The sequence below is a fragment of the Bacillus nakamurai genome (genome assembly GCF_001584325.1).
GTDB lineage: Bacteria > Bacillota > Bacilli > Bacillales > Bacillaceae > Bacillus > Bacillus nakamurai.
This window is the reverse complement of record NZ_LSAZ01000004.1, coordinates 55228-79844: the sequence shown is the minus strand read 5'-3', so window position 1 is coordinate 79844 and position 24617 is coordinate 55228. Positions and strand designations below refer to the sequence as shown.

General features: G+C 46.3%; 20 protein-coding genes and 4 pseudogenes. 10 read left to right on the top strand and 14 right to left on the bottom strand.

Features of this window, described 5'->3' with window-relative positions; genetic code table 11:
• Positions 1-229: 229 nt before the first annotated feature.
• Positions 230-4504: pseudogene (locus AXI59_RS02665) on the bottom strand (multifunctional 2',3'-cyclic-nucleotide 2'-phosphodiesterase/3'-nucleotidase/5'-nucleotidase).
• Positions 4505-4725: 221 nt separating this feature from the next.
• Between AXI59_RS02665 and AXI59_RS02660 the strand changes: the two are divergent.
• A complete protein-coding gene (locus AXI59_RS02660; protein WP_061520312.1) occupies positions 4726-5241 on the top strand; it encodes a type 1 glutamine amidotransferase domain-containing protein in 516 nt (171 codons plus the stop codon).
• A gap of 223 nt (positions 5242-5464) precedes the next feature.
• Here AXI59_RS02660 and AXI59_RS02655 read toward each other — a convergent pair whose 3' ends face one another.
• The 5 genes and pseudogenes from AXI59_RS02655 to AXI59_RS02635 form a co-directional block, all read right to left on the bottom strand.
• Positions 5465-6475 carry a LacI family DNA-binding transcriptional regulator gene (locus AXI59_RS02655; RefSeq protein WP_061527303.1) on the bottom strand — a complete coding sequence of 337 codons (1011 nt, stop codon included), beginning with the start codon at positions 6473-6475 and terminating at the stop codon, positions 5465-5467.
• Positions 6476-6605: 130 nt separating this feature from the next.
• A pseudogene (locus AXI59_RS02650) lies at positions 6606-7489 on the bottom strand (shikimate dehydrogenase).
• 46 nt (positions 7490-7535) lie between these two features.
• Positions 7536-8297: a type I 3-dehydroquinate dehydratase gene (gene aroD / locus AXI59_RS02645; RefSeq protein WP_061527302.1), complete on the bottom strand. Its 762-nt coding sequence runs from the start codon at positions 8295-8297 to the stop codon at positions 7536-7538.
• Positions 8298-8323: 26 nt separating this feature from the next.
• Positions 8324-9496, bottom strand: a pseudogene (locus AXI59_RS02640) (MFS transporter).
• 310 nt (positions 9497-9806) lie between these two features.
• On the bottom strand, positions 9807-10022 hold the full coding sequence (locus AXI59_RS02635) for a DUF1128 domain-containing protein (RefSeq protein ID WP_082791708.1): 216 nt from the start codon (positions 10020-10022) through the stop codon (positions 9807-9809).
• A 155-nt stretch (positions 10023-10177) separates the two neighbouring features.
• On the opposite strand from AXI59_RS02635, the gene AXI59_RS02630 reads away from it, so the two are divergent.
• From AXI59_RS02630 to AXI59_RS02620, 3 genes are read left to right on the top strand one after another with little or no spacing between them, the layout of a single operon-like run.
• On the top strand, positions 10178-10648 hold the full coding sequence (locus AXI59_RS02630; RefSeq protein WP_061527301.1) for a low molecular weight protein-tyrosine-phosphatase: 471 nt from the start codon (positions 10178-10180) through the stop codon (positions 10646-10648).
• A gap of 14 nt (positions 10649-10662) precedes the next feature.
• Positions 10663-10992, top strand: coding sequence for a hypothetical protein (locus AXI59_RS02625; protein WP_061520318.1), 330 nt, complete (start codon positions 10663-10665; stop codon positions 10990-10992).
• Positions 10993-11003: 11 nt separating this feature from the next.
• Positions 11004-11843 carry a YihY family inner membrane protein gene (locus AXI59_RS02620; protein WP_061520319.1) on the top strand — a complete coding sequence of 280 codons (840 nt, stop codon included), beginning with the start codon at positions 11004-11006 and terminating at the stop codon, positions 11841-11843.
• A 185-nt stretch (positions 11844-12028) separates the two neighbouring features.
• Here AXI59_RS02620 and AXI59_RS02615 read toward each other — a convergent pair whose 3' ends face one another.
• Positions 12029-13207 (bottom strand): MFS transporter, encoded by a 1179-nt coding sequence (locus tag AXI59_RS02615; protein ID WP_061520320.1) that lies wholly within the window; start codon positions 13205-13207, stop codon positions 12029-12031.
• 158 nt (positions 13208-13365) lie between these two features.
• On the opposite strand from AXI59_RS02615, the gene cax reads away from it, so the two are divergent.
• On the top strand, positions 13366-14418 hold the full coding sequence (gene cax, locus AXI59_RS02610; RefSeq protein WP_061520321.1) for a calcium/proton exchanger: 1053 nt from the start codon (positions 13366-13368) through the stop codon (positions 14416-14418).
• Between the two features lie 70 nt (positions 14419-14488).
• Positions 14489-15283 (top strand): YfkD famly protein, encoded by a 795-nt coding sequence (locus AXI59_RS02605; RefSeq protein ID WP_156476214.1) that lies wholly within the window; start codon positions 14489-14491, stop codon positions 15281-15283.
• A 27-nt stretch (positions 15284-15310) separates the two neighbouring features.
• Here the strand turns inward: AXI59_RS02605 and AXI59_RS02600 are convergent.
• Positions 15311-16144 (bottom strand): annotated as a pseudogene (locus AXI59_RS02600) (mechanosensitive ion channel family protein).
• Between the two features lie 6 nt (positions 16145-16150).
• Positions 16151-17272, bottom strand: coding sequence for a radical SAM/CxCxxxxC motif protein YfkAB (gene yfkAB / locus AXI59_RS02595; protein WP_061527299.1), 1122 nt, complete (start codon positions 17270-17272; stop codon positions 16151-16153).
• A 145-nt stretch (positions 17273-17417) separates the two neighbouring features.
• Here yfkAB and AXI59_RS02590 point away from each other — a divergent pair, with 145 nt between their 5' ends.
• Positions 17418-17603 (top strand): SE1561 family protein, encoded by a 186-nt coding sequence (locus AXI59_RS02590; protein WP_003155558.1) that lies wholly within the window; start codon positions 17418-17420, stop codon positions 17601-17603.
• 99 nt (positions 17604-17702) lie between these two features.
• Entirely contained in the window at positions 17703-18494 is a 792-nt protein-coding gene (gene pdaA / locus AXI59_RS02585) for a delta-lactam-biosynthetic de-N-acetylase (RefSeq protein ID WP_061520325.1), read from the top strand.
• Between the two features lie 36 nt (positions 18495-18530).
• On the opposite strand, the gene AXI59_RS02580 is transcribed toward pdaA, so the two are convergent.
• From AXI59_RS02580 to corA, 3 genes are all read right to left on the bottom strand, one after another.
• Entirely contained in the window at positions 18531-19391 is an 861-nt protein-coding gene (locus tag AXI59_RS02580; RefSeq protein WP_061520326.1) for an NAD(P)-dependent oxidoreductase, read from the bottom strand.
• A gap of 52 nt (positions 19392-19443) precedes the next feature.
• Positions 19444-20091, bottom strand: coding sequence for a hypothetical protein (locus tag AXI59_RS02575; protein WP_420806828.1), 648 nt, complete (start codon positions 20089-20091; stop codon positions 19444-19446).
• A 67-nt stretch (positions 20092-20158) separates the two neighbouring features.
• Positions 20159-21118, bottom strand: a complete 960-nt coding sequence (gene corA / locus AXI59_RS02570; RefSeq protein WP_061520328.1) for a magnesium/cobalt transporter CorA — start codon at positions 21116-21118, stop codon at positions 20159-20161.
• 109 nt (positions 21119-21227) lie between these two features.
• Between corA and AXI59_RS02565 the strand changes: the two genes are divergently transcribed.
• Positions 21228-22103: a DNA-3-methyladenine glycosylase family protein gene (locus tag AXI59_RS02565; RefSeq protein ID WP_061527297.1), complete on the top strand. Its 876-nt coding sequence runs from the start codon at positions 21228-21230 to the stop codon at positions 22101-22103.
• 107 nt (positions 22104-22210) lie between these two features.
• Positions 22211-23611 (top strand): 23S rRNA (uracil(1939)-C(5))-methyltransferase RlmD, encoded by a 1401-nt coding sequence (gene rlmD, locus AXI59_RS02560; protein ID WP_061527296.1) that lies wholly within the window; start codon positions 22211-22213, stop codon positions 23609-23611.
• A 229-nt stretch (positions 23612-23840) separates the two neighbouring features.
• On the opposite strand, the gene AXI59_RS20260 is transcribed toward rlmD, so the two are convergent.
• Together AXI59_RS20260 and AXI59_RS20255 are read right to left on the bottom strand one after the other, a co-directional pair.
• Positions 23841-24077, bottom strand: a complete 237-nt coding sequence (locus tag AXI59_RS20260) for a hypothetical protein (RefSeq protein ID WP_240491478.1) — start codon at positions 24075-24077, stop codon at positions 23841-23843.
• Positions 24074-24283, bottom strand: coding sequence for a helix-turn-helix domain-containing protein (locus AXI59_RS20255; RefSeq protein ID WP_231878400.1), 210 nt, complete (start codon positions 24281-24283; stop codon positions 24074-24076). Before AXI59_RS20255 ends, AXI59_RS20260 begins: the two co-directional genes overlap by 4 nt.
• Positions 24284-24617 lie beyond the last annotated feature (334 nt).

Below are 24617 nucleotides of genomic sequence, written 5' to 3'. Positions count from 1 at the left end.
CGAATCTGATCCAAAAGAACTGAATTGTTTTATCTCTATAATGTCTTCGTGGGGTACTATTAACAATAAGTGGAAAATATGAGAGGAGGGCGGATTTACAAACGCAGAAGATATGGCTTCAAAATAAATCGCTCGAATTTATTTGCAAAACAGATTTTGATGTCTGCACAATATTAAAGCTCTCCTAATATTACATTAGGAGAGCTCAGCTTGCAGAGCCGCTCTTTTTTTATGCCTGGCTTGCCTTTTTTCCTTTTCTTCTCTGATACAGATAAAGTGCTGTACCGAGGGCGCTGATGATAAATCCGGCAAATAGGATGGAATACATGGTTGTAGCGGTGTCAGGCAATAAGCCGCCCGGCAAATGTCCGCCGGGTTTGGCGCCGGAAGAAGGCTGCTTTCCGAAACCATTATCTCCGCTTGTCGGCGGTGCGCTCTTTGCATTCGCATTTAATACCGTATATTCGCTGAAGTGATTGGTATAGCCCGTGGCGATATCATGTGAGACCGAGCCATTGTCTGTTTTCGTATAGATTTTCTTTTTCCGGTCTACATGATAAATGCTCGGATGGTTTGCTTTTTTCATATTGTCAATGCGCAGGGTGAGCTTGACCGGCGCTTTAAATGTTTTCACTTCTTTGTTGTTTTGTTTCATATTAAAATCGTACACATTTGACAGAGAAGCTTTCATTTTTCCTTTTGGCGTCACGCCGAACCGTGTGTCGGCCGCGCTCACATTGGCCATCGGCATTTTCATGCTGAACTTGTCATGAAAGATTGTGAGAGAAGGATCGGATTCCCTATCCTTTAACAGGCCGATCTGCTTTTTGGTCACTTTCAGGTCAATCGTTTTTTTGGCGCCGTCAGTTTTATCATAATAGACAATCGGTGTGTTGGCGTTTTTCGCATAGACGGAAAACGCGGCATCATTTTCAAGCGCCCACGTTCCGTCTTTTTGTTTCGTCGGAAGATAGACTTCCTGGATGCGGCCGTCTACTTTCGGTTCGACCTGTTTCCCTAATTTTTCAAGCTGCTCCGTGAAAATTTCATAGTCGACAAAGCCCAGATCTTCCTTATGGGAAGCCTCGTTAAAAACGGAATAGCCGTCTCCGCCGGCGCCGACAAAGTTATTGGTGGCGACCCTGTAGGTCTTGTCATCGGAAATAGGCTGTGTGCTGCCGTCATCCTGCAAGGCTGCAACGTTAAGAACACGGTTACCCGGCTTATGATTCAGTGTGAACGTATAGGTCAGTCCGGAAACTTGAGGGAAGGCGCCGCCTTCAGCTTCAATACCGCTTACCCCTTGTTCCAGCGCTTTTTTAATTTGTTTTCCGGTTAAATCCGAAACGTAAAGCGTATTGCCGAACGGCATCACATTCAAAACCTCTCCGAGTGTGATGTCTCCTTTGTCAATCCCTGCGCGGATTCCGCCTCCGTTTGTGATGGCGAATTGAGCGCCCGCGGCTTCCTTCGCTTTTTGCAGCATGCCGTCAGCAATGAAGTTGCCGAGGTTTGTTTCTTTTGAGCGGACATGCTTGCGCTGGCCGTCAAGCGCTATTTTTGTATAACCGACTTTTTCATTTTTGACCGACACGAGCTCGTTTTTAAAAGTATCGAGCTCTTTTTTCATGTCCGGATCTTCTTTTGTCTGTTCGTCAATCGGAAGAGCATGCAGCGCGGATTGTGCGGGCTGTACGACGCCGTTTTGATCGAACGCGACATCAACCCGCCCTAAATATTCGCCATATTCCTTCGCTTGGGCCACAATGGTCGGCTCTTCGTTTTTAACAACCTCCATTTTGTCAACCAAGGTATGCGTATGTCCGCCGACGATTAAGTCAATGCCCTTTACTTTTTTGGCCAGATCGAGATCGCGCTGATGGCCGATATGGGTTAAGGCGATAATTTTATTCACATGTTCTTTGTCTTGAATGTCTTTTACCGTTTTTTGCGCTGATTCGAAGGCGTCATTAAACACAATGCTTTTTCCGGGACTTGAGGTGGTTGACGCGTCTTCTGTCGTTAAGCCGAATACAGCGACTTTTTCGCCGTTGACATCAAGCAGAATGTACGGATGGATGCCTGCTTTTTTCTTTTTCTCCGCTGTAAAAGTGTCCGGCTGTTTGATAAAAGGACTCAGCTTTGCCTCTTTGGAGACATCAACGTTTGCGCTGACGATCGGGAAATCCGGCGCTTGAAAATTGTATTTGCCTGCCGGATCAACGGCGCTGCCGTTGCCGCTGAGGAAGCTGGCGAGAGCAGTCGGGCCTTTATCGAACTCATGGTTCCCGAAGGTCATCGCGTCATATCCCATTTTGTTCATCATTTTCAAATCGGCCAGCCCTTGCCATTTTGTAAAATAGAGATCGCCGGAGAATACATCTCCCGCATCCAGCAAAATGCTGCGGTCCGTTTCGCTTCTGATCTCCTTGATTTTCGTCATCCGCCTTGCTGCGTTATCCAGGTGGGCGTGCGTGTCATTTGTATGCATGACTGTGAGTTTCCACGTATCATCTTTCGGCGGGTCTGTGCCGGGGTTCTCATCTTTGAATTGCAGTTTGTACTGTCCGTAGCCTGCGTTTTTTGATTCGCCGATATAGGCGACGTCGTCTGCCCGATCGGCAAAAGGTTTCGCTGACAGAGAGGATTCAAATGTAAGGTTTGTCCCTTTGACCGGCAGGATGGACCAATTATTATCGGCCTTCGGATTAATCGTTTTCTGCTGGATAATATAATCCATTAATACTTGTCTGTTTTCATCAGCTGATGAGTAAACGATTTTATCATTGCTCAAGTGAGGGAAGCCGCCGCCCCCTGAAGCGCGGTAATTGTTTGTGACGATAAGAAATTCCTGATTCGCGCTGACGGGTTATCCTTGGTAAGAAAGATTGACAATCCTGCTTGAATCAGGATGAATTACCGTTCCGTTTTCGTTGTACTTGGCCGGCTTGGTGACATCGACCTGATAGGTGACGCCGTCAATGACATCAAAATTATAAGAGCGGTAACTGTCATTCAGAAGCGCTTGGCTGCCGCCTTTTGCGGCGTCAATCTGATTAAATTGCCCCGCGGACATTTCAAGCCAGTCTTTGACTTCGCTTCCGTTCAGTTTTACGATTTGAACCGTATTGTCATACAGGTATAAATCACCGATATTTTTAATGGCAAGATCGCCGGCTGCAATATTGGTGTAGTAGCTTGAACCGTTTCGGCCGCCGGCCTTAAACGGAGCGCCTGCCGAAAGGATGGGCAGATTTTTATATTCCGTATCCTTCATCTTGTTTTCGGCATACCATTTTTGCGCGTCTGTCACGATTTGAATGGACGGATCGTCTTTAACTTGGGCGAAAAAGCTGTTAATATCGGTTTTTGTTTGGCCGACGGGTTCTCTAATGTACTTCAGTGTGTTTTCATGCGTGTTCTTCACGGTGACGACGGTTTCGTTTTCCGCTGACACGCTGCCGGCGATTGGCTCGATACTGCCTTTTGAATCAGACACATGCCATGCGCCGTCTGTTTTTTCGAGCTTGAGGTCGATGACGCCTAAATATTTGCCCCAGCTGCTCGACATCACAACAGGAATTCCGTTAATTGTTCCTTTATCCACGTTGAATTTATCAATGCCTTTGTATTCCGCATCAGGGAAAAGCCCGTGCTGGTGGCCGGATACAATCGCATCGATTCCGTTTACTTTTGCTGCCAGGTCAAAAACGGCATTTTCCGCTCCGGCAGATTGCGCCTTTTTTTCAATTCCGCTGTGCGCAAGGGCGATGATGACATCGGCGCCTTCAGCCTTCATTTTCGGAATGGTTTCTTTGGCGGATTCGACAATGTCCTGCACCTGAATGCGGCCCTCGAGATTTTTTTTATCCCACGTCATGATCTGAGGAGGGACAAAGCCGATATAGCCGACTTTTACCTGCTGCTTTTCTCCGTTTTCATCCGTCACGGTTTTGTCTTGAATGACATACGGCGTAAAGCGTTTTTCGCCGCTCATTGTTTTAATATTTGCGTTGACGATCGGATAATCAGCGCCTTTGATTGTGCCGTCTAAAAAGTCGAGCCCGTAATTAAATTCATGATTGCCGAGTGTTCCTGCATCATAGTGCAATTGGTTCATCACTTCAATAATCGGATGGGTCTTCGCGCCTGAGATAATATCATTTTTCTCATATTTTACGGCGTATTCTCCAAGAGGGTTCCCCTGGATCAAATCTCCGTTATCGACAAGCAGTGTGTTCGGGTTTTCCTGCCTGTGTTTGGAAATCAGCTGCGCCGTTCTGGCAAGCCCGAATTCAGTTGTTGCTTTGTCGCTGTAGTAATCGTAATCCATCATATTGGCATGAACGTCAGTTGTCGCTAAAATACTGAGATTCACGCGGGAGGATTTGTTATCTTCTGCTTTAATGGGTGATGTTGGGAGGATTAGACTAAGTATCATAACTAGGGGCAGCAGAATACGGAGTGTCATATTGACGCTGCATCGTCTGTTCTGTATTCTCACCTGTTCTCCACCTTTCAACAAATTTTGTATGCAGTTCCATTGTAAGAATATTTCGTGAAAGTTTATATAGATTTCATGATGATTCTTGTAAAAAGAAGAAAAATGAGGAAAATGACCTATGCAAAACCGGATGATGAGGGCCGTGCCTTGTATGTTTTACTTTAGTGTGGCCGGGGTACATTGTTTTATGTAGACTTCATCAACCAGGAGGTAGTATAACTATGGGTAAAAAAATTGCAGTTGTGTTAACAGACTATTTTGAGGATGTCGAGTATACTGAGCCTGCAAAAGCTTTTAAAGATGCAGGACATGAATTGACAGTCATTGAACAGGAAAAAGGAAAAACAGTAAAAGGCAAGCAAGGGGAAGCGGAAGTGAAAGTGGACGCGTCCATCGATGATGTCAATCCGAAAGACTTCGATGCACTGCTGATCCCAGGCGGATTCTCACCGGATATGCTTCGTGCGGATGACCGCTTCGTTCAATTTGCTAAAACGTTTATGGACGATAAAAAACCGGTATTCGCCATTTGCCACGGCCCTCAGCTTTTAATCAACGCGAAAACATTGGACGGGCGCAAAGCGACGGGGTTCACGTCCATTCGGATTGATATGGAAAACGCCGGCGCGAACGTGGTGGATGAAGAAGTCGTTGTCTGCCAAAATCAGCTGGTCACAAGCCGTACGCCAGATGACATTCCGGCATTTAATCGCGAATCTTTAAAATTACTTGCTTAACATAAAAGCGGGACGCCCTTTAGGCGTTCAGGCTGTCGAGAAAATCTCGACAGCCTTTTTGAAATTTAATCACACAATATACTGGTCTGATCCCATAGGCAGGCACACAATATATTGTGTCTCGGAACGAAAGAAATTAAAAGAATGAGGGTTTCTTTGCCATACGTCTTCAAAACCCCCACTTTCTCTTTAATCTGGACGCCCTTTAGGCGTTCCGCTTTTTTTATGAAGATTCTCTGACGACCAGCTCAGGCGACAGGATGATGCGCTGTTTTTTGTGCTGGGAATGGGTAAGTTTATGATGCAGCAATTGAGCGGCTTCCTTGCCTGACTGCCGCGGAAATGAAGAAACGGTTGTGAGAGGGGGATAGGAAATCTCAGCTTCCGGCACGTCATCAAATCCGACAATGTCAATATCTTCTCCCGGTATGAGCCCGGCCTGTCTTACCCCTTGCATCACGCCGAAAGCAACCAAATCACTGAAGCAGAAAATCGCGGAGGGACGAGCCGGCTGACGGAGCAGCTTCATCACGGCTTCATATCCTTCCTCGCGGGTCGGAGCGCTGTCGATCACAAATTCATTCCTTACCTCAAGATTCGCCTCATGGAGCGCTTTTTCAAAACCTTTCATCCGTTTCGTCCATGTGGAAGAGTTTTTCACTCCCCCGAGAAACGCAATGTCCTTATGGCCTTTTTCTATTAAATGATGAACGGCTTTATAGGTTCCTTCCTCATAATCAGCTCCGACAAAGTCACAGTCGGCATCGGCAATTTCCCTGACGGCGAGCACAACCGGAATATCAAGCTGCTCAAGGCGTGCCAGCGTTTCCTCGGCTGCTCCTGAAACAGGGCACAAAATCAATCCGCCGACCCGGTGTTCCAGCATGGTTGAAATAAGCTGGTCCTGCTTGGCGACAGAATCGAATGTCGTTCCTAAAAGCACCGTTAACCCGACGTCTTCCAGCGTATTTTGCACACCGATCAGAAACTCTGAGAAAAACGTATTGGAAATGTCAGTAATGATCAGTCCTACAGTCGTCGACGTCTGTGATCTTAAATTCGCGGCGACCCGATCATATACATAACCCAGCTCCCGCATGGATTGCAGCACTCTTTCGCGGGTCGCTTCTGAAATTCGCGGATTATTCCGGACGATCAGAGAGGCGGTGGATGTTGACACGCCTGCATGCTCGGCCACTTGCTGAAGTGTCACCCGTTTTTTTTGTTGTTTCATACGTCGCATTCCTCACTTGGTATGGATTCTTACAATCATTATAATCGTTTTCTTGCCTGAGAAGAAAGGGGAGAGGGTGAATGAAAAAACGCCGGGAGACGATGTGTCTCTCAGCGCTTTGGATAATTTCTTATTCAAACATCTGCTCTTTAATGTATTGGACCGGCATTTCCCGGCCTGTCCAATATTCAAACGCCATGGCGCCCTGCCAAAGCATCATGCCGAGGCCGTTAATGGTTTGGCAGCCGGCTTCTTCAGCTTGTTCGAGCAATTTAGACTTCACGGGGTTGTACACAACGTCTGTCACAATCAGATCCGGGCAGAGCATCGAAGTATCTTCAATGACGCTCAAGCCTTCCAGCGGCTTCATGCCGACGCCCGTACCGTTGGCGAAAATGTCGCTTGATGCGATTTCGGCACGCAGCGCTTCTTTATCTTCGAGCGGGAAGATATTCGCTTTACAATGAGAACCTTTCATATCCTCATTAATCATGCGGACATTTTCTTTCGCTCTTTCGAAAAACGCGTCATTGCGGCGAAGATTGAAATTTCGCCGAGGCCTTCCAATGCGGATTGGATCGCAATCGGAGTAGCCGCGCCGCCGGAACCGACAAGCGTCATTTTTTTGCCTGTAATGTCAATGCCGTGTTCTTTTAAGTTGCGGACGTATCCCATTCCGTCTGTGGAATGGCCGATCAATGTGCCGTTTTCATTGACGACGGTATTAACCGCCCCGGTGAATTTCGCTGAATCGGCGAGTTCATCAAGGTAAGGAAGGATGTTCATTTTGTTCGGCATTGATACGTTAAAGCCTCTTACGTTTAATGCACGCATGCCCGTTACCACATCTTGAAGCTGTTCATTCCCGACTTCAAAAGCGAGGTAAGCGTAGTTCAGCCCTAATTTTTTAAATGCCAGGTTATGCATCGTCGGAGATAATGAGTGTCCGATCGGTGTGGCAAACAATCCGATGAGTTGTGTTTTTCCGTTAATGCGTCCTAAGTCTTTCTTCATGATGTATTCCTCCGTTAGTCAATTCATCTGTTTTTCAGGTCCTGAATTACATGTTTTTATTTAATATAGTTAATACACTGCGCAGTTCATCAACAGGAATCTGCCCGGGCGCAGATGCTTCTTTGCCTGCGCCGAACGTGCACGCGGAGCCGAAGACTTCCCCGGCAAGGCGGCTGATCAGGCCTGTTCCGGCCATAGACATTGTGATAATCGGCCGGTCTGCGTATGCCTTTTTCATCGTATGTGTGGCATCCAATAATACGAAGACATCCTCCGTTGATTGCGGCATCACTGCAATTTTAGGAATGTGCGCGCCGTATTCCTGCATTTTGCGCAGGCGGGAGATGATTTCTTCTTTTTCCGGTGTTTTATGAAAATCATGATTCGACATGACGACGTATACACCGTTCGCTTCCGCTGCTGCCACAATCGATTTTACTTCGGCTTCACCCGTGAACAATTCCACGTCAACGAGGTCAATCTGCTTCGTTTCAATCGCTGTTTTCACCAGTTCAACGTAAAAACTGTCTTCAATGACTTTATTTCCGCCTTCTTTATGGCTTCTGAAAGTGAAGAGCAAAGGTGTGTCACCGGCCGCTTTTCGTACTTTCTGAATCATGTTCTTAACGGCATCTAAGCTATCAACATGCTCGTACACATCAACCCGCCATTCAATTATGTCAGGATGAAGTGAATTAACGTCTTCGATTTCTTGAAGAAGTTCTTTCTCGCCGGCTGCCATTAAAGGCACAATGATTTTCGGAAGCCCTTCCCCGATGACCGTGTTTTTGATTGTAATGGAATTCATGATAAATCCTCTCCCTTAAAAAATAGTCAGGCTTTCATCACTTGTTTAAAGCGGATGCCGATAAACAAAGCGAGAAGGACGCTGACGATGGCAATCCCGATATCAAGCAGGAATACAGGCGTCAGACCCGCCGCTTTTGAAATCGCTCCTGTTACAAGCGGAATGACAATAAAAGATAAGCTTGATGCTATATTAACAAAAGATGTGATGGTTCCTTTATTTTTAGGGAATAAAATGGCCATGACCGTCATCGCCAATTGCAGAATGCCCGCAGTCGAAAGGCCGATGACAAATGAGATGATGATGGATACGGCCGGCTGATGAATAGAAATGAGAGCAGGCAGTGCAACGGCTGCAATCGCCGGATACAACACCATCACCGTAATCGGTTTAATGACCCTGTTTAATAACACCGCCAGCAAAATAACAGAAACAAGTGAGCCGATGCTGTAATAACTTAATAATGTTACTGCTTGTACTTCAGGCATGCCTAAAACAGATTGCCCGAACTTTGGAAGCCATACTTGAACAAGCATAAACAGCGCGGTGGATGTAAAACCTAAAATGATAATGGCAAGACCTTCGCGCCAAATAGACGGCTGTGTCTTAAATTGATTTTCTGACGGGACAGCTTCGGCAGCTTCGCCATCTTCTTTTTGTTTATGATTCGGAAACGGAACCTTTAACAGGAAAAATCTGTTTAAGAAGAAAATAATGCGCGGAACGAAAAACGTCCATCCGTAAAATAAATGCCTGTCCGCAACAAACGCGATAAAGAACGGAAGTACGGCTGCGCCGATGGATACAAATGCCTTAATTAACACAGTCGCCGATCTGGCGTTTTTCGGAAACCCTTCAATGAGAGCCGGATATGTTCCTGAATCTAAGAAAGAGTTGGCGATCCCCGCGCAAATGGCAAAGATAAAGGCAGCCGTATAGTTTGTGGAAAGCGGAATACCGATAAGGAAAATAAGATAAATAAACGCGCCCGCCACGATAAACGGCCGTCTTCCGAATGTATCCGAGAGTTTTCATGCGAACAGGAGCGAAATCAGCTTTCCGATTCCGATGGCAGATACCAAGTAGCTGACGCCGGCTGCTGAGGTATGGAGCTGTTTTGATAATGACTCCATATTAGAAGCGATGATGATATTGATCATGCCCAACAGGAAATAGTTGATGTAAAGCCCCGCTGCCATATTGGTGATGACATCCCCTAATGTAGTTAATTAAGAATTAAATCATTATTTTAACTGATATGAGAAACAATCCCCTTTATTGAACCACTGCCTTTCTTTTGTAAATTGGATTGATAAAACAGAATATGCGGACGAACACAATTCCTGCTGTGAACACAAATAAATAGGCAGGTATATCGTTCTACCAACTTTCAGAGCTATCATACTCCTTCTTTTTTTTATGTCAAATTCATGAACATTATTTTTTTACTTTTTTAAGCAGGAGGCATAAAAAAAGACCCGCCGCTTTTTCGGCAAGTCCGCATGAAAACTATTTCCGAAGAGAGGCGAGATCTTGAGCAATGGCCTGCATTTCACTCGGGCTGAATGACTCTTTTTTCATCACCATTTGATGAAGGTATGTCAGATCCTCGATTTTTTCATCGCTGAAGTCTTCGGCTTTGATGACGCCGACATTGAGCATGTTAAGTTTTTGCGAAATGTCTTCAATCATTTGGTTTAATGTTTCTGTTTGTTGGCTCGGCAAATTCATGCATCCTTTCATGACCGTATTCGTATCCTTTATTCTAACAGAATTCATTTGGAATAAAAGTTTATTTCCGAAAGGGTGAAAAAGTTGCTAAGATGATGGTAAGGTTTCTGATCCTCAAAATATGGGGAAAGAATAGGGAGGTTATCGATATGATACATGTGCTGTTTGTCTGTTTAGGAAACATTTGCCGGTCACCTATGGCAGAGGCGGTATTTTCTGATATGGTGAAGAAAAACGGGCTTGAAGGGGAGATTAAAACGGATTCAGCAGGAATCGACGCTTGGCATACGGGAAATCCGCCGCATGAAGGAACACAGGATATTCTCAAGCAAAAAGGGATCAGCACAAGCGGCATCACAGCAAGGCAGGTGCGTGAGTCTGATCTGACCGATTTCGATTACGTCATTGCGATGGATGCGGAAAATATCGGGCACTTGCGCAGCATGGCCGGTTATAAAAAAGCGGCCAAGATCGGCCGGCTACTTGATTATGTAAAGGATGCCGACCTTGCGGATGTTCCTGATCCGTATTACACCGGGAATTTCAGCGAAGTGTACGCTTTGATTGAATCAGGCTGCCGGCATTTGCTTGAATCCATTAAAAAAGATCATCATTTATAAGGGGGATAAAAAAAATGAAACAAAAACGTATGTTGGCTAAAGCGATGCTGATCGGCGCTGCCGCAGGCGGAGCATTATCCCTTTTACATAAGCCGACAAGAGAAGCATGCTCCCGCAGTATGCAGATGTGCAAAGAGCGGGTGAAGCTTTACCGAAGTGACTCGGCCTTATTAAGAGAGGACGCGGCGGCAAAACTCGCTGAAGCAAAAAGAATCGCTAATACACTGTCGAATGATCTGGATTTTTTAAACAGGCAGATTACCGAGCTGAAGAAAACGACACCGAAAGTCATTGAGCTGTTGAAAGAAACGAAGGAGCATTTTTCCAAAAAGACGATGAATTGAGGTGGGATGTCATGAGCTTTATAAAGGAGCTGTTCGCAAGGTTTACTCTGCACGAAGGACAAAGTAAATCTGCGGAGCTGGCGTATTTTTTTCTTCTGTCTTTGTTTCCGTTAATGATTTTTATGCTGACGCTCACCGCTTATCTCCCCATATCAAAAGAAGACGTGCTCGGCGCAGTTGATCAATATGCGCCTGACAGCGCAATGTCAATGGTGAAATCCATTGCGGAGCAAACATTAAACAACCGAAGCGGCGGGCTTTTATCATTCGGGATTATCGCCGTGCTTTGGTCGGCCTCTAACGGAATGAACGCCATCGTAAGGGCGTTTAATCATGCATATGAAGTCGAAGAAAACCGCTCATTTATTATCATTCGCCTAACCTCAATTTTTTTAACCATTGCGATGGTGATCACGATTTTAATCGCGCTTTTGCTGCCTGTATTCGGCAGGGAAATCGGTCTGTTGGCCGCTGATTTTATCGGCGCCCCCGATCTGTTTTTAAATGTTTGGTCTGTTGTCCGCTGGGTGATCAGCCCGCTCATTCTTTTAATTGTGTTTACGGCGCTTTACATTTTCGCCCCGAATAAAAGGCTGTCTTTCCGTTTTGTGCTTCCCGGCGCTGTTTTTGCCGCTGCCGGCTGGATTATCGTCAGCATGCTGTTTTCATTTTACGTAGGCACCTTTGCGAACTACAGCGCGACATACGGGAGCATTGGGGGAATTATTGTTCTTATGATCTGGTTTTATTTAACCGGAACCTTACTGATTTTAGGCGGAGAAATCAACGCGCTTTTACATAAACGTAAAAAGTTTCCTGATGAAAATCCCTATCGTGAGCGCAAACTATAAGGGAACGAAAACATTCAAATCTAAAAAACGGAGGGGATCGTTCATGACCAAGCATACTAAAAAAGGCGGAAGCCACAATAAACAAAATTCAAAAAACGGTTCAAAGAATAAAACAAGCGGAAGCGCTAACGGACAAAACGGATACCACTAGAAAAAATCCGCCTGAACATATCAGGCGGATTTTTTTATGAAGCGGAGGAGGAATAACGGTTATCCGCCGGCGTCTGCTTCGTTTTTCCGAAAATGAGCGCAAGCCAAATACCGAGCAGGATCACCGTAATAAAGTAAAACAAATTGGCGCTTTCAAACCGCTGCATGTACCAGCCCCCGGCCACAGGGCCGATCATGCTTCCGAGACTGAAAGAAATGCCGCAGAGCAAATTGCCCGCCGGAAGCAAGTGGGACGGAAGAAGATCGCTCATATAGCTGATGCCGAGGGAAAACATGGAGCCGACCGCCATCCCGGCCATGAAAAAGCAGCCGCCGATAACATGCGGAGACGGAAACAATCCGGCAGTGAAAAAGCATAAGGCGCCAACGATCAATATGACAAGCAGGACGTGTCTTCTCCCGAATTTATCACTTAAGATACCGAGCGGAAATTGGAACAAAATGCTTCCGAGCGCAAACGCGGGCAATATCAGCGCCACAGCATCAATGGAAATGCCCAAGCGCAAGGCGTATACGGGAAAGCTCCCATTCAGCGCCGTTTCTAAAAAACCATAGCCGAATGCCGGCAGAAAAGCCACCCAGCCCAAAAGCACGGCCCGGTAAAAACGTCTTGCGCTGTTGTCACCTGATGTTTCATCAGGGCTGGCCGCGGGGAACTCATTACGTAAGAAAAACACAAACAGCCAGGCAGCGAGGCTGATACAGCCTGAAACGATAAACGGCAGCGACGGACTTGCTTTCACGAGAGGCACCATAAACGGTCCGAATGCAAATCCAAGGCCGAATGACAGCCCGTACAGCGAAATATTTCTGCCTCTGTTTTGCGCCGTTGATCTTGAGGTCACCCACGTCTGCGTCGAAAAGTGAAGCATATGATCCCCGATTCCGACGAGAAGGCGCAGTAAAAACCATATCCATATGGATTGAAGCCAAATGAAACTGAATAAGCTTATGATGACAAGAAATCCGCCTGTTACAATCAGCGGTTTGAACCCAAGCTTTCTAAGCGGGGCCTCCATGAACGGCGACGCCAAAAGGACTCCGATGTATAGGGCGGTGGCGTGGAATCCGTTCATGGCGGCAGATTCTCCATTCGTTTCAAAAATGACGGAGATGACCGGCAAAAGCATTCCTTGGGAAAACCCGGAGATCGAAACAAGCAGGATCAAAATAAAGAAATGCAGTCGAGACATGCGTATTTCTCCTTCACTAGTATCTTTCTTGATCGTACACCGATTTACGCCGGGCGGCAACCTGAAAATGCCAATTGAGCTTTTCCCGGGAAGTGTAATCGAGGATGTTTTTGAGAAGGATATAAAAATAATCATTCGGAAAAGGAGCCCATGAAAACATGAATCGGATTTTTTTCTTTACAGCCGCAGCAGGTGTGCCGCTTTCGGTTATCGGCAGCCTGATGCATTGGCCTTCAGCTATTTTGTTTATCATTTATTGTGTAACGATTATCGCGCTTGCAAGTTATATGGGGCGGGCGACTGAATCGCTGGCCATTATAGCGGGCCCGCGGATCGGCGGTCTGCTGAATGCCACGTTCGGCAATGCGGTAGAGCTGATTATTTCGCTGTTTGCCCTAAAGGAAGGGCTGACGGGCATTGTCCTCGCTTCACTGACCGGTTCGGTGCTCGGCAACCTTCTTCTCGTCGCCGGGCTGTCATTTTTCATCGGCGGACTGAAATATAAGCGGCAGGAATTCAATATTCATGACGCCCGGCACAATTCCGGCCTGTTAATTTTTGCGATTATTGTGGCTTTTGTCATTCCTGAAGTGTTTTCGATGGACATGGGAGAAAAAAGCAAGCTTAATTTAAGTGTCGGCATCAGTATCATTATGATTCTCCTGTACGTTGCGGCCCTTTACTTCAAGCTTGTCACGCACCGCGGCGTGTACCAGCCGAACCAGCCCGCAGCCAAGGAAGAAGAAAAGCCTGAATGGTCGGGGAAAAGGGCGACAGCCGTCTTATTTGCGGCCACCGTCATTGTCGCCTATATTTCTGAAAATCTTGTCCACACGTTCCATGCGGTTGCCGAACAGTTCGGCTGGAGCGAGCTGTTTATCGGGGTCATTATCGTGGCAATCGTCGGGAATGCCGCAGAGCACGCATCGGCCATTATTATGGCCTACAAAGATAAAATGGATATCGCCGTAGAAATTGCAGTCGGCTCAACGCTGCAGATCGCGATGTTTGTGGCGCCGGTTCTTGTGATTTGTTCTGTGTTCTTCCCCGTGAGCATGCCGCTCGTCTTTACGCTGCCTGAGCTTGTCGCAATGATATCATCAGTCCTATTAATGACCATGATTTCAAACGACGGCGATTCAAACTGGTTTGAAGGCGCCACGCTCCTTGCTGCTTATGTCATTATGGCAATCGGATTTTTTCTGCTTTAACCTGTAAAAAGTGCGGATAACAACATTAAGGGAGGAAAAGACTAAAGGAAAATGCTATAGAAAGAGTGATATGATGAAAAAGCTAATTCATGCCACACTTATTCTGCTGTTATCCTTTAGTTTTTTCGGTGTACCATCTGCTGACGCGAAAAAACCGTTTAAGGTTCCGAACTCTGTCGCAAGCATTTCAAAGGAAAACACCTATCCGAATGCTTCCCAGGACCAGCCGATGCTTCAGCCGAGTAAACTGGCTAAGGAATTGTTAGATACATCAGAAATCAACATCGAGAATCCGCATCTGATTAAGATGCTGAACGAATCCACGATATCCGGTTCACCGCTTGCCGTCGGTTATCGCGCGACAATATTTCTCGGGAAATGGGCGCTCGGATATCAATCAAATGAAACCGTCGCCAACTGGCAATACAAAAAAATCAATACGAACAGAGTTGATAACCGGGGCGGACAGCAAGCAGCGGAAATCACATACACGCAAGAGCAGCAATATAAAATCAAAGGCGGCCTGACAGCGAAGGTGCCGAACGCGGAAGATGTCAAAAGCATGATGATGCAAAAGGCAATGAAAAAAACGAACATGCCGCTCGCATTTGAAACGGTCATCGGCGCTGGCACAAAACGCGACCAAATCTATAAAATCTCACCGCAACGGCTCGGCTATTTACATACGTATGCTCCTGCGGTTAACGAAAAAGGGAAAGTGACGTACGGTGAAGTTTATTTGGTGCTGAAAGGCAGCAAACGGAAACTTGTCGTGAAAAATGTAACCTCACAAGGCATAGGCGCGTGGATTCCGGTGCAGGACCATCTGACTTTCGGTTTTCAGATTACCGCGCAGCCAAGGTAAATAAAAAAGCTGATTCCTGCTTCGGAATCAGCTTTTTTCCATGCGATACGTTTCTTCAAGCAATTGCACGTTGTTTTTGTACAGCTCACGGGCGAGGACCCGTCTGACCGTCAGGCTCGCTGTAAAATAATCTTTGTCGTCCACCATGCCTTTTACGGTAAATTCAATGCCTCTCGTCACCTTATTTAAGCTCATAATCCCGTGTACTTGAAACGGTTCCGCCGCGTTCAGAAATTCATCCCGCTTGAGCGAATCACGCAGTTCATCGTTGAGCATGTCGCAGGCTTTTTCTAAAACGGCGTATACCCGCTCGGGGTCCTCCTTGAAGCTGATGACCACCGATTCGGTAATCCGCATGAATTCGATGTTATAGTTTTGAAGCTGCCTGACCTCACCGTTTGAAATCGTGAGCAGCTTGCCGCTCCATTCACGGATTTGCAGCGAGCGGAGGCCGATTTATTCGACTGTGCCGTTGAATAGATTGTTGATCGTGACATAATCGCCTTTATGAAGCTGGCGTTCATAAATTAAAAATACGCCCGCCAGAATGTCTTTAATTAAGGACTGGGCCCCAAAACCGATCACGATACCGGCAACGCCGGCCCCGGCTAAAATTCTGCCGAAATCATGAACAAATAAAGAAATGACGTAAAAGATAAACCCTATCGTCGCCGTATACTGTGTGATGGAACGGACGAGGCTCTCAATGGTTTTCCCTTTCCGCTCCTCTAAGAAATCAGTGCGTTTAAAAAACAGCTGCACAAAGCGGTTGATGATAAATACGCCGGCATACAGCAGCAAAGCGACGATAATCACTTCCACCACTTTGCTTTTCAAAATGCCCATAACCGTTGTTTCCATATTCTTTTATCTCCTGGCTTGCCGTAATGAAAAATCTGTATCCTGATAATAGCTGTTTTTGACGAGAACGTTCGGGCCGAGGCACCGGACATTAGCGCAGTGGCAGTTCAGCTCTTTGCTCAGCTTTGTTTCTCTCCACTTGTCGTAAGCTTCAGGAAGGCTGTCTGTCTGAATGTTGCCGAGCGGCGGTGTATCGCCGAAATCCGTCACGATGATATTTCCGTCGAAAATATTGACATTCAGGCGTGAACGGCCGTCCGGGTCGTTTCTGACCGTTACGTTTTCAGCTTCGCGCAGGCGTCTGAGGAGCTTCTGGTCCTCGTCATCCGGACTGCAGGCGTAAAACGGCAGCGTGCCGAACAGCATCCATGTCTTTTCATCGCGAATGTCCAGCAAATGATGAATGGCCTGTCTCATTTCTTTCAGGCTGAGTGATTCAAGAGCGCTGGCAAAATCACTCGGATACATCGGGTGGACTTCATGGCGCTGGCATTTCATCTCTTCCGTAATTTGACGGTGAATATGCCCGATATGAGGCAGTGTTCGTTTGTTCAGCATCGTTTCCGCTGATACCATGACACCGGCTTCGACAAGCGTGCGGCTGTTTTCAATCATTTTGTCAAAATAGCGCGCGCGCTGCCCGAAGGTCGGTTTTTTATCCATCATCGCAAATCCGATCTCGGCAAAATCCTCCACCGTACCCCAGTTGTGAGAAATGTGAAGGACGTCCAAATAAGGGATAATCCATTCGTAGCGCTCGATATCAAGCGTCAGATTTGAGTTTATTTGAGTGCGCACACCGCGTTCGTGCGCGTATTTTAAAAGCGGGACAACATATTCTTTTACCGATTTTAACGAAAGCATAGGCTCGCCGCCTGTAATGCTGATGGAGCGTAAAAGAGGAATTTCTTCAAGCCGCTTTAATAACAGGTCAATTGGCAGCGCATTCGGATCTTTAGGCTGCAGCGTGTAGCCGACGGCGCAATGCTCGCATCTCATATTGCATAAGGTCGTCGTCGTAAATTCGACGTTCGTGAGTTTCATATCTCCATACTGGTCCACATCCATGTACGCTTCCCAAGGATCGTACTCCGGCGTAATCGGACGCAGTTTCGTGTTTTGTGTCATGACTATCTAACTCCTTTATAAATGGGCATACTAACGCCTGCCAACTGTTAATTTTAGACCTGATCCATCAAGATCGCAAGTAGCGAAGCGATTGAAAAACGGCAAAAAATGCGCTACCATTATAAAAAATGAATGGAGTGAAAGCATGGGGAATGCAGTAAACAGCAAAGATCAGCAGCTTGATTATTTAAAGAACAGACTCGATATGTTCATGAATGTCATTGATTCGTTAGACCCTGAATCGACTGATGTTGAAGATATAGACCGGCTCATCGGGATGCTTGATGACCTGGAAGCGAAATACGAACGCTTTAAAAAGGATTGGGAATAAACCTCGGCAGACGCCGGGGTTTTTTCTTTCCATAATGCGGCTGTATAAAAGGGGAAGGGCTTCTGCAAAATAAGGAAAAATGCAGAAGGAGTGCTGGTCATGAAATGGTTTTGTTCAGTATGCTGCATGGCCGTTTTACTTGCAGGCGGAATCAAAAGCGCGGATGCCGTGCCGAATGAACCGATTAGTTGGGGATTTAAACGCAGCGTTAATCATCAGCCGCCGGATGCCGGCAAACAGCTGGACAATCTGGTCAAAAAATATGATGCCTTTTATTTGGGCAACACGAAAGAAAAGACCATTTATTTAACATTTGATAATGGATACGAAAATGGGTATACCCCGAAAGTGCTTGATGTCTTGAAAAAGCATCACGTCACGGGAACCTTTTTTGTCACGGGCCATTTTGTGAAAGAGCAGCCCGGTCTGATTAAACGGATGTCTAACGAAGGCCATATTATCGGCAATCATTCTTTTCATCACCCTGATTTGACGACAAAAACGGGGGATCAGATTCAAGACGAACTCGACTCAGTGAGCGAGGCGGTTTATAACATCACCAGAAAGCGGGACAACCTATATCTGCGCCCGCCGCGCGGCGTATTCAGCGAATATGTGCTGAAAGAAACAAAAAGGCTCGGATACCAAACCGTATTTTGGTCCGTCGCGTTTGTCGATTGGAAGGTCGACCAGCAAAAAGGGAAGAAATACGCCTACGATCATATGATGAAGCAGGCGCACCCCGGCGCAATCTACCTCCTTCACACCGTCTCAAAGGACAATTCAGAGGCGCTTGATGATGCGATTACTGATTTAAAGAAAGAAGGATACACGTTTAAAAGCATTGATGACCTCATGTTTGAAAAAGAAATGAAGCTGCCGCGGCTGTAATAAAACACCTCTCCATTTTAACGGAGAGGTGTTTTGTCATTTCACGCATTTAATTAAAGCGGCCCAGTCCAATTCGCCGAGCCCGTTTTCTATCCCATGTTCGAAATGGGATTTTGCCAATTCCGCAAGAGGAAGGGGAAGAGACACTTTTTCAGCCGCAGCAAGCGCCAAATTTGTATCCTTCAGCCCCAGCTTCATCTTAAAGCCCGCCGGCTCAAATGTCTGTTCGGCCATGATTGTTCCGTAATTTTTATACACGGGGGAGCGGAACAGCGAGTTGGCGATCTCTAAAAATTGCTTTTGTTCCAAGCCGTATTGTTCCGCCAAAAGGAATGATTCAGATAATGCCTCAAGCATAGAGACGAGTAGAAAGTTGGTGCTGATTTTGGCGGCATTTGCTGTTTTTGCCTCTTCCCCGGCATCAAATACTTGCTGTCCCAAGCTTTTGAGCAGAGGTTCCGCCTTTTTTTTCGCTTCTTCCGGCCCGGCTATGATGATGCGGAGATCGGCGTTTGCCGCGGCGTCGGGACGGCCGAGCACAGGAGCGGCAATAAAGGCTTGGCCTCTGCTGGAATGTGCCGCAGAAAGCTGTTCTGACAGCGCCGCGCTGATGGTGCTCATCGAAATATGAATGCCGTTTTCAGATAATCCGGCGATAATGCCGTCAGCCCCGAAGGTAACGTCTGTCAAGGCATCGTCATCCGCCAGCATTGAAAGCACAATGTCCGCATGTTCAGCTGCCTTTCTGGGTGTTTCCGCATAATCGGCCCCTTTTTCCAACAGCTCTGCCGCTTTTTCTTTCGTCCGGTTATACACAGTCAGGCTGTACCCGGCTTTCATCACATTTTCTGCGATGGGGCGTCCCATATTGCCGAGTCCGACGATAGCGATCTTCATTTGATTGTCCCTCCAATTAGAATGATTTACCATCATTATACATGCAAAATATTTATTCTGCGGTGTACCGATGTGCTGGCGTAACTTTTACCTCAGGCTTTGAAGTCCATCCGGCGTCCGATGCGGCTGCGCCTTCGTAAATACCCGTAAACCGTGTCTTGATGATTGTTTTTGAACGGGGCTGAACAGTAAACGTTTTTGATTTGAATGTTACGCCCTTTATGTCTTTTGATAAATCCGGGGTAACAGAAATGGTTTGTTCCTCTTTTCCATAATGATTGATAGAAAGGGTGCAGTTCATGCGGGCCCTTTTTCGCTCGATGATATGACTGCATTCGCTCCGGTGCTTCAGATATTCGACAGCCTCTGTTTCTGGCGTTTTCGGTTTTAAGAAAAAGGCGATTTCTTCGCTGACAGGCCTGATACAGGAAGCAGCCCCCATACTGAGGAGAAAAAGAGAAAAAGCAGCGGTGGGAAGAGTCCGCCTGAACAGAATGGAACACCATATCAATGCCCCGAAGTAGAGCACGATGCCGGGAATGACGGAGATATGTGTCCCTGTCTTTGACCAGGCGGAAAAACCGAGAGACTGAAAGATGTAATCAGCTATCGTATAACCGTTGTACAATGTGACGGAGGAAAAGAGACTGACAAGAAGGAGAAAGAGTGAAACGGTTTTTTGAGAAAAGAATGTAATGATGATTACCCCTTCCGTTTTTTACCATATTATCATGTGTCATCAAAAAAAAGAACAGCCTCAGCCGTTCTTACTTGAAAATTTTAAACCATCCTTTTCGGGCAAACCAAAACAGCATGGCAGCCACAAGGGCGGCCATAACGCCCAGCACGATAAAATATCCGTATTTCCAATGAAGCTCCGGCATGTTGTCAAAGTTCATGCCGTATACACCTGCAATAAATGTCAGCGGGATAAAAATGGTGGAGACGATAGTCAGCGTCATCATAATGGCGTTCATCCGGTTTGAGTTCAGCGTCCCATAGCTGTCCCGCAAATCAGACGTCATATCACGGTTTGATTCAATCAGCTCCGCCAGTTTTAAAAGATGATCATAAATATCGCTGAAATATGCCTTTGTTTCGCGGCTTTCTTTCACATGGTCGAGACTCAAAATCCGGTACATTAAATCGCGCATCGGGATGATGGTCCGTCTGAGGTGCAAGAGATCAGTCCGCAAATCAAACACTTCATTCATTAATGTGCCGTATGACTTATGAGTCCGGCTGTCCTCAATTTCATTCAGCCGGTCTTCAATTTTGTACAGCACTGGAAAATATTCATCGACAAGCTGATCCATAATCATATATGTAATGTGTCCGGGCCCTTTTTTGACAATCTCCGGAGAAGCAAGAAGCCGCTCTCTGACCTTTGAGATGCCGAGCGATTCATGTAAATGAAAACTGACGACGTAACGATCCGATTGAAAGATATCCACCTCTTCCGTTTCCAGCGTATCCGGGTTCAGGGCGTGGAGCACGTAAAAACGGTAGCCGTCATAGTGGTCGATTTTCGGCCTCTGCATATGCTGAAAACAATCTTCAATCGCGAGAGGATGGAAATGAAAATAATCTCGTAACAACGCGGTTTCGTACACCTCCGCACCGAAAAAATCAATCCAGTACCATGCGATGTCCGGTTGTTCTATGCGTGATAAGGGGATATTTTCTAATATCTGATTGTGTGTTGTAATTGCGGTAATGTGTATCATAAACAACCCTCCGCCTGCCATTATAGCATGCGGCGTTATGAAGAAAAGTATACGAATGGCCTCTTCGCCGCTTCATGATATACTGGGACAAAAAGGGGTGATTCGTTCGATGTGGAAAGAAACCGTCTCCGTTACGCCGCCGTATCATTTTGACCGTGTGCTGAAAAGGCTGTCACTCGATCCTCTGAACGCCGTGGATCTCACGGAGAGATCAGTAAAGGTGCCGGTCAGAAGCGGTGCCGGGGAATTATGCATCGTAACCGTACGAGCCGAAGGAACCGCGGCAGAACCCGTCTTTCAGGTCAGCGGCGAAACAAACCGGCTGGAGATGATGGAGCGGATAAGGGAGATTTTTCAATGGGGAAAATCGCTTCAAGCCGTTCACGACCATTTCTCCAAAACCAATCTGTCAGCGCTTTTTGAAGAGCATGCGGGGACGCCACTCGTGCTTGAGTACAGTGTGTACAACTGCCTCATGAAATGCATCATACACCAGCAGCTTAACCTGTCTTTCGCCTTCACCTTAACGGAACGGTTCGTCCATGCCTTTGGCGAACAAAAGGACGGCGTCTGGTGCTACCCGCAGCCGGAAACCGTAGCGGCGCTTGATTATCAGGACTTGCGGGAGCTCCAGTTCAGCATGAGAAAAGCGGAATATGTCATTGACACCTCACGGCTGATCGCAGACGGAACACTCAATTTATCAAAACTTCCCTTTTTATCGGATGAAGACATCATGAAAAAACTGATCACAATCAGAGGCATCGGGCCGTGGACCGTGCAAAACGTGCTCATGTTCGGCCTTGGCCGTCCTAATCTGTTTCCTTTAGCAGACATCGGCCTGCAAAAAGCGGTCAAACGCCGCTTCGGCCTCGCTGAAAAGCCGTCAAAAGAAATGATGCTTGACGTGAGCAGGGAATGGGAGCCGTATTTAAGCTATGCGTCCTTGTATTTGTGGAGGAGTATTGAATCATCTTCTCCCTGAAAAATATGATGGAAGTGCCGGCTGCGTGTTATACTAGAAAGATGTGATGTTTTAGCCGATCACTTTCCAAATACGGAAAGCTTCATATAGAAACGGAGAGAAATAACGTGAACCAACAACATAAAAAGACGCCCGTCGAGCTGAAAGCCGGACAGACATTTCCGCTGACGATCAAACGCCTCGGCATTAACGGAGAGGGCGTCGGCTATTTCAAGAAAAAAGTCGTCTTCGTGCCCGGCGCGCTGCCAGGCGAAGAGGTGGTTGTCGAAGCGACAAACGTCCAGCCGAAGTTTTCAGAAGGACGCATCAAAAAAATCCGCAAACCATCTGAGCACCGCGTCACACCGCCGTGTCCGGTGTATGACCAATGCGGCGGCTGCCAGCTTCAGCATCTTGCCTACGCCCAGCAGCTTCGGGAAAAACGCGATATCGTCATTCAGTCTTTGGAACGCCATACCAGATTTGACGTCAGTAAGATGGACATTAAAGAAACGATCGGCATGGACAATCCGTGGAATTACCGGAACAAAAGCCAATTTCAAGTCGGCCGTTCCCAAAGCGGCAGCATCATTGCCGGATTATACGGGCTCGATTCACATAAAATCGTCCCGATTAAGGAATGCATTGTCCAGCATCCGGCGACGAACAAAACAACTGGTATCGTCCGCCGCATATTGGAAAAACACAACGTATCTGTTTATAACGAACGGACCAAAAAAGGGGATGTCCGCACCATCGTGACGAGAGTCGGTTTTGAAACAGGCGAAGTGCAGGTCGTGCTTGTCACGGCGAAAGAGACACTGCCGAATAAAGACGAGATCGTCAAAGCCATTCAGAACCGTCTGCCCGAAGTGAAATCGATTATTCAAAACATCAACGGCGCGCGCACATCCGTCATTTTCGGGGACAAAACAAAAGCGCTTGCCGGAAGCCACGCCATTCAAGAGGTGCTCGGCGACGTGTCATTCGAACTGAGCGCACGGGCTTTCTTCCAGCTCAACCCTGAACAGACGGTCAAGCTGTATGACGAAGTTAAAAAAGCCGCGCGCCTCACAGGAAAAGAAAAAGTCGTTGACGCTTACTGCGGCGTCGGTACGATCGGCATGTGGGTCTCAAGCGGAGCGAAAGAAATCCGCGGCATGGACGTCATCAAAGAATCAATCGACGACGCCAAGAAAAACGCCAAAAAACACGGCATCAAAAACGCAACCTACGTCACCGGAACCGCCGAACACTGGCTCCCGAAATGGACAAAAGAAGGCTTCCGTCCTGACGTGGTCATCGTCGACCCGCCGAGAACGGGCTGCGACAGAACATTTTTAGATACCATCAAAAAAGTAAAACCGAAACGCTTCGTCTACGTATCCTGCAATCCTTCCACACTGGCGAAAGACTTGCAGGCGCTGTCGAAGGACTATCGCGTCGAATATATTCAGCCTGTGGATATGTTTCCGCAGACGGCACATGTGGAAGCTGTGGCGAAGCTTGTTTTGAAATCGTCTAACTAAAATAAACAATTTTTAATTAGATCTGGATTTCGGCAGAATGAACATTGCCGATTTCCGGGTCTTTTTCATGGGCAGCCTTTGCCCTGACTGTCTTTTCTCAATTTTATCTTCCTTCTTTTCTCGGAGATCTTTATTTTAACTGACGAAAAGAGTTGAAAAAACGTGTGGAAACCCTCATTTTTTAGATCAATTCCTAAAGTTGTAACATTATTCAACTGTAAAGTATCTATCATGCCAAAGTAGTAGGCTGCTCTAATAACACATTCTTTTTTCCGTTTGGAAACGGCATTACAGACAAAATATGAAGAGCTTGTTGTGAGCCAGAAGTAATAACAAGTCGTTCAAGTCTCGTGAATACTTGTAACTCCCGTAAATATTTTGTAAACTCCTTTCTTAAAGAATAAAGCCCCTGTTGCTCACTATATGTGAATAATTGCTCCTTATAATGATCTATCGCTTGATTCATACAATGTTGAAAGTCTCCATAAGGCTAATGCGTTTATCCGGACCAGCAGATAAAAAATCAATATGATCTTTATTTGGACTAGGGGTTTGATAATAGTCAACAACGTAATAACCACTTTTTGGCTTAGCATAGACAACATGCTGATGCTCTAGTTCTAGTAATGCCTTTGCAACTGTATTTTTTGTGCATTGGAATTGTTCAGCAATTACCCTGATAGAAGGTAATTTTTCTCCTGCTTTAAACTGCCATTCTCTATTTGTTGTTTAACCCATTCTAAGAACGCCATATATTCTCCTTTGCATCTGTCCTATGACAGATGCATTTTTTCATGTATTAATAATAGTTGGCATCGTTACATTATGCTTAATTAGCTAATTGTTTACTATGATTATGAAATGATTTGTTAAGGGGGAATTTGAATGGAAAGCAATATAAAAAGAGGTCTGATAATTGGATTTATTGGAGTGGTTTGTTTTAGTTTACATTACTTGCTACAAGTATCGCTGTCCCTATTTTGGTGAGACAATTGTTGGATTGGGT

Bases quoted from the DNA above. Each gene is read 5' to 3' on its own strand.
- AXI59_RS02605 (WP_156476214.1), top strand. From the start codon at position 14,489: ATGATGAAAAAGCTAATTCATGCCACACTTATTCTGCTGTTATCCTTT.
- AXI59_RS02580 (WP_061520326.1), bottom strand. From the start codon at position 19,391: ATGAAGATCGCTATCGTCGGACTCGGCAATATGGGACGCCCCATCGCA.
- AXI59_RS02660 (WP_061520312.1), top strand. From the start codon at position 4,726: ATGGGTAAAAAAATTGCAGTTGTGTTAACAGACTATTTTGAGGATGTC.
- AXI59_RS02590 (WP_003155558.1), top strand. From the start codon at position 17,418: ATGGGGAATGCAGTAAACAGCAAAGATCAGCAGCTTGATTATTTAAAG.
- aroD (WP_061527302.1), bottom strand. From the start codon at position 8,297: ATGAATTCCATTACAATCAAAAACACGGTCATCGGGGAAGGGCTTCCG.
- AXI59_RS02655 (WP_061527303.1), bottom strand. From the start codon at position 6,475: ATGAAACAACAAAAAAAACGGGTGACACTTCAGCAAGTGGCCGAGCAT.
- AXI59_RS02615 (WP_061520320.1), bottom strand. From the start codon at position 13,207: ATGTCTCGACTGCATTTCTTTATTTTGATCCTGCTTGTTTCGATCTCC.
- pdaA (WP_061520325.1), top strand. From the start codon at position 17,703: ATGAAATGGTTTTGTTCAGTATGCTGCATGGCCGTTTTACTTGCAGGC.
- AXI59_RS02620 (WP_061520319.1), top strand. From the start codon at position 11,004: ATGAGCTTTATAAAGGAGCTGTTCGCAAGGTTTACTCTGCACGAAGGA.
- yfkAB (WP_061527299.1), bottom strand. From the start codon at position 17,272: ATGACACAAAACACGAAACTGCGTCCGATTACGCCGGAGTACGATCCT.
- AXI59_RS02630 (WP_061527301.1), top strand. From the start codon at position 10,178: ATGATACATGTGCTGTTTGTCTGTTTAGGAAACATTTGCCGGTCACCT.
- corA (WP_061520328.1), bottom strand. From the start codon at position 21,118: ATGATACACATTACCGCAATTACAACACACAATCAGATATTAGAAAAT.
- AXI59_RS02565 (WP_061527297.1), top strand. From the start codon at position 21,228: ATGTGGAAAGAAACCGTCTCCGTTACGCCGCCGTATCATTTTGACCGT.
- AXI59_RS02625 (WP_061520318.1), top strand. From the start codon at position 10,663: ATGAAACAAAAACGTATGTTGGCTAAAGCGATGCTGATCGGCGCTGCC.
- AXI59_RS20260 (WP_240491478.1), bottom strand. From the start codon at position 24,077: ATGAATCAAGCGATAGATCATTATAAGGAGCAATTATTCACATATAGT.
- cax (WP_061520321.1), top strand. From the start codon at position 13,366: ATGAATCGGATTTTTTTCTTTACAGCCGCAGCAGGTGTGCCGCTTTCG.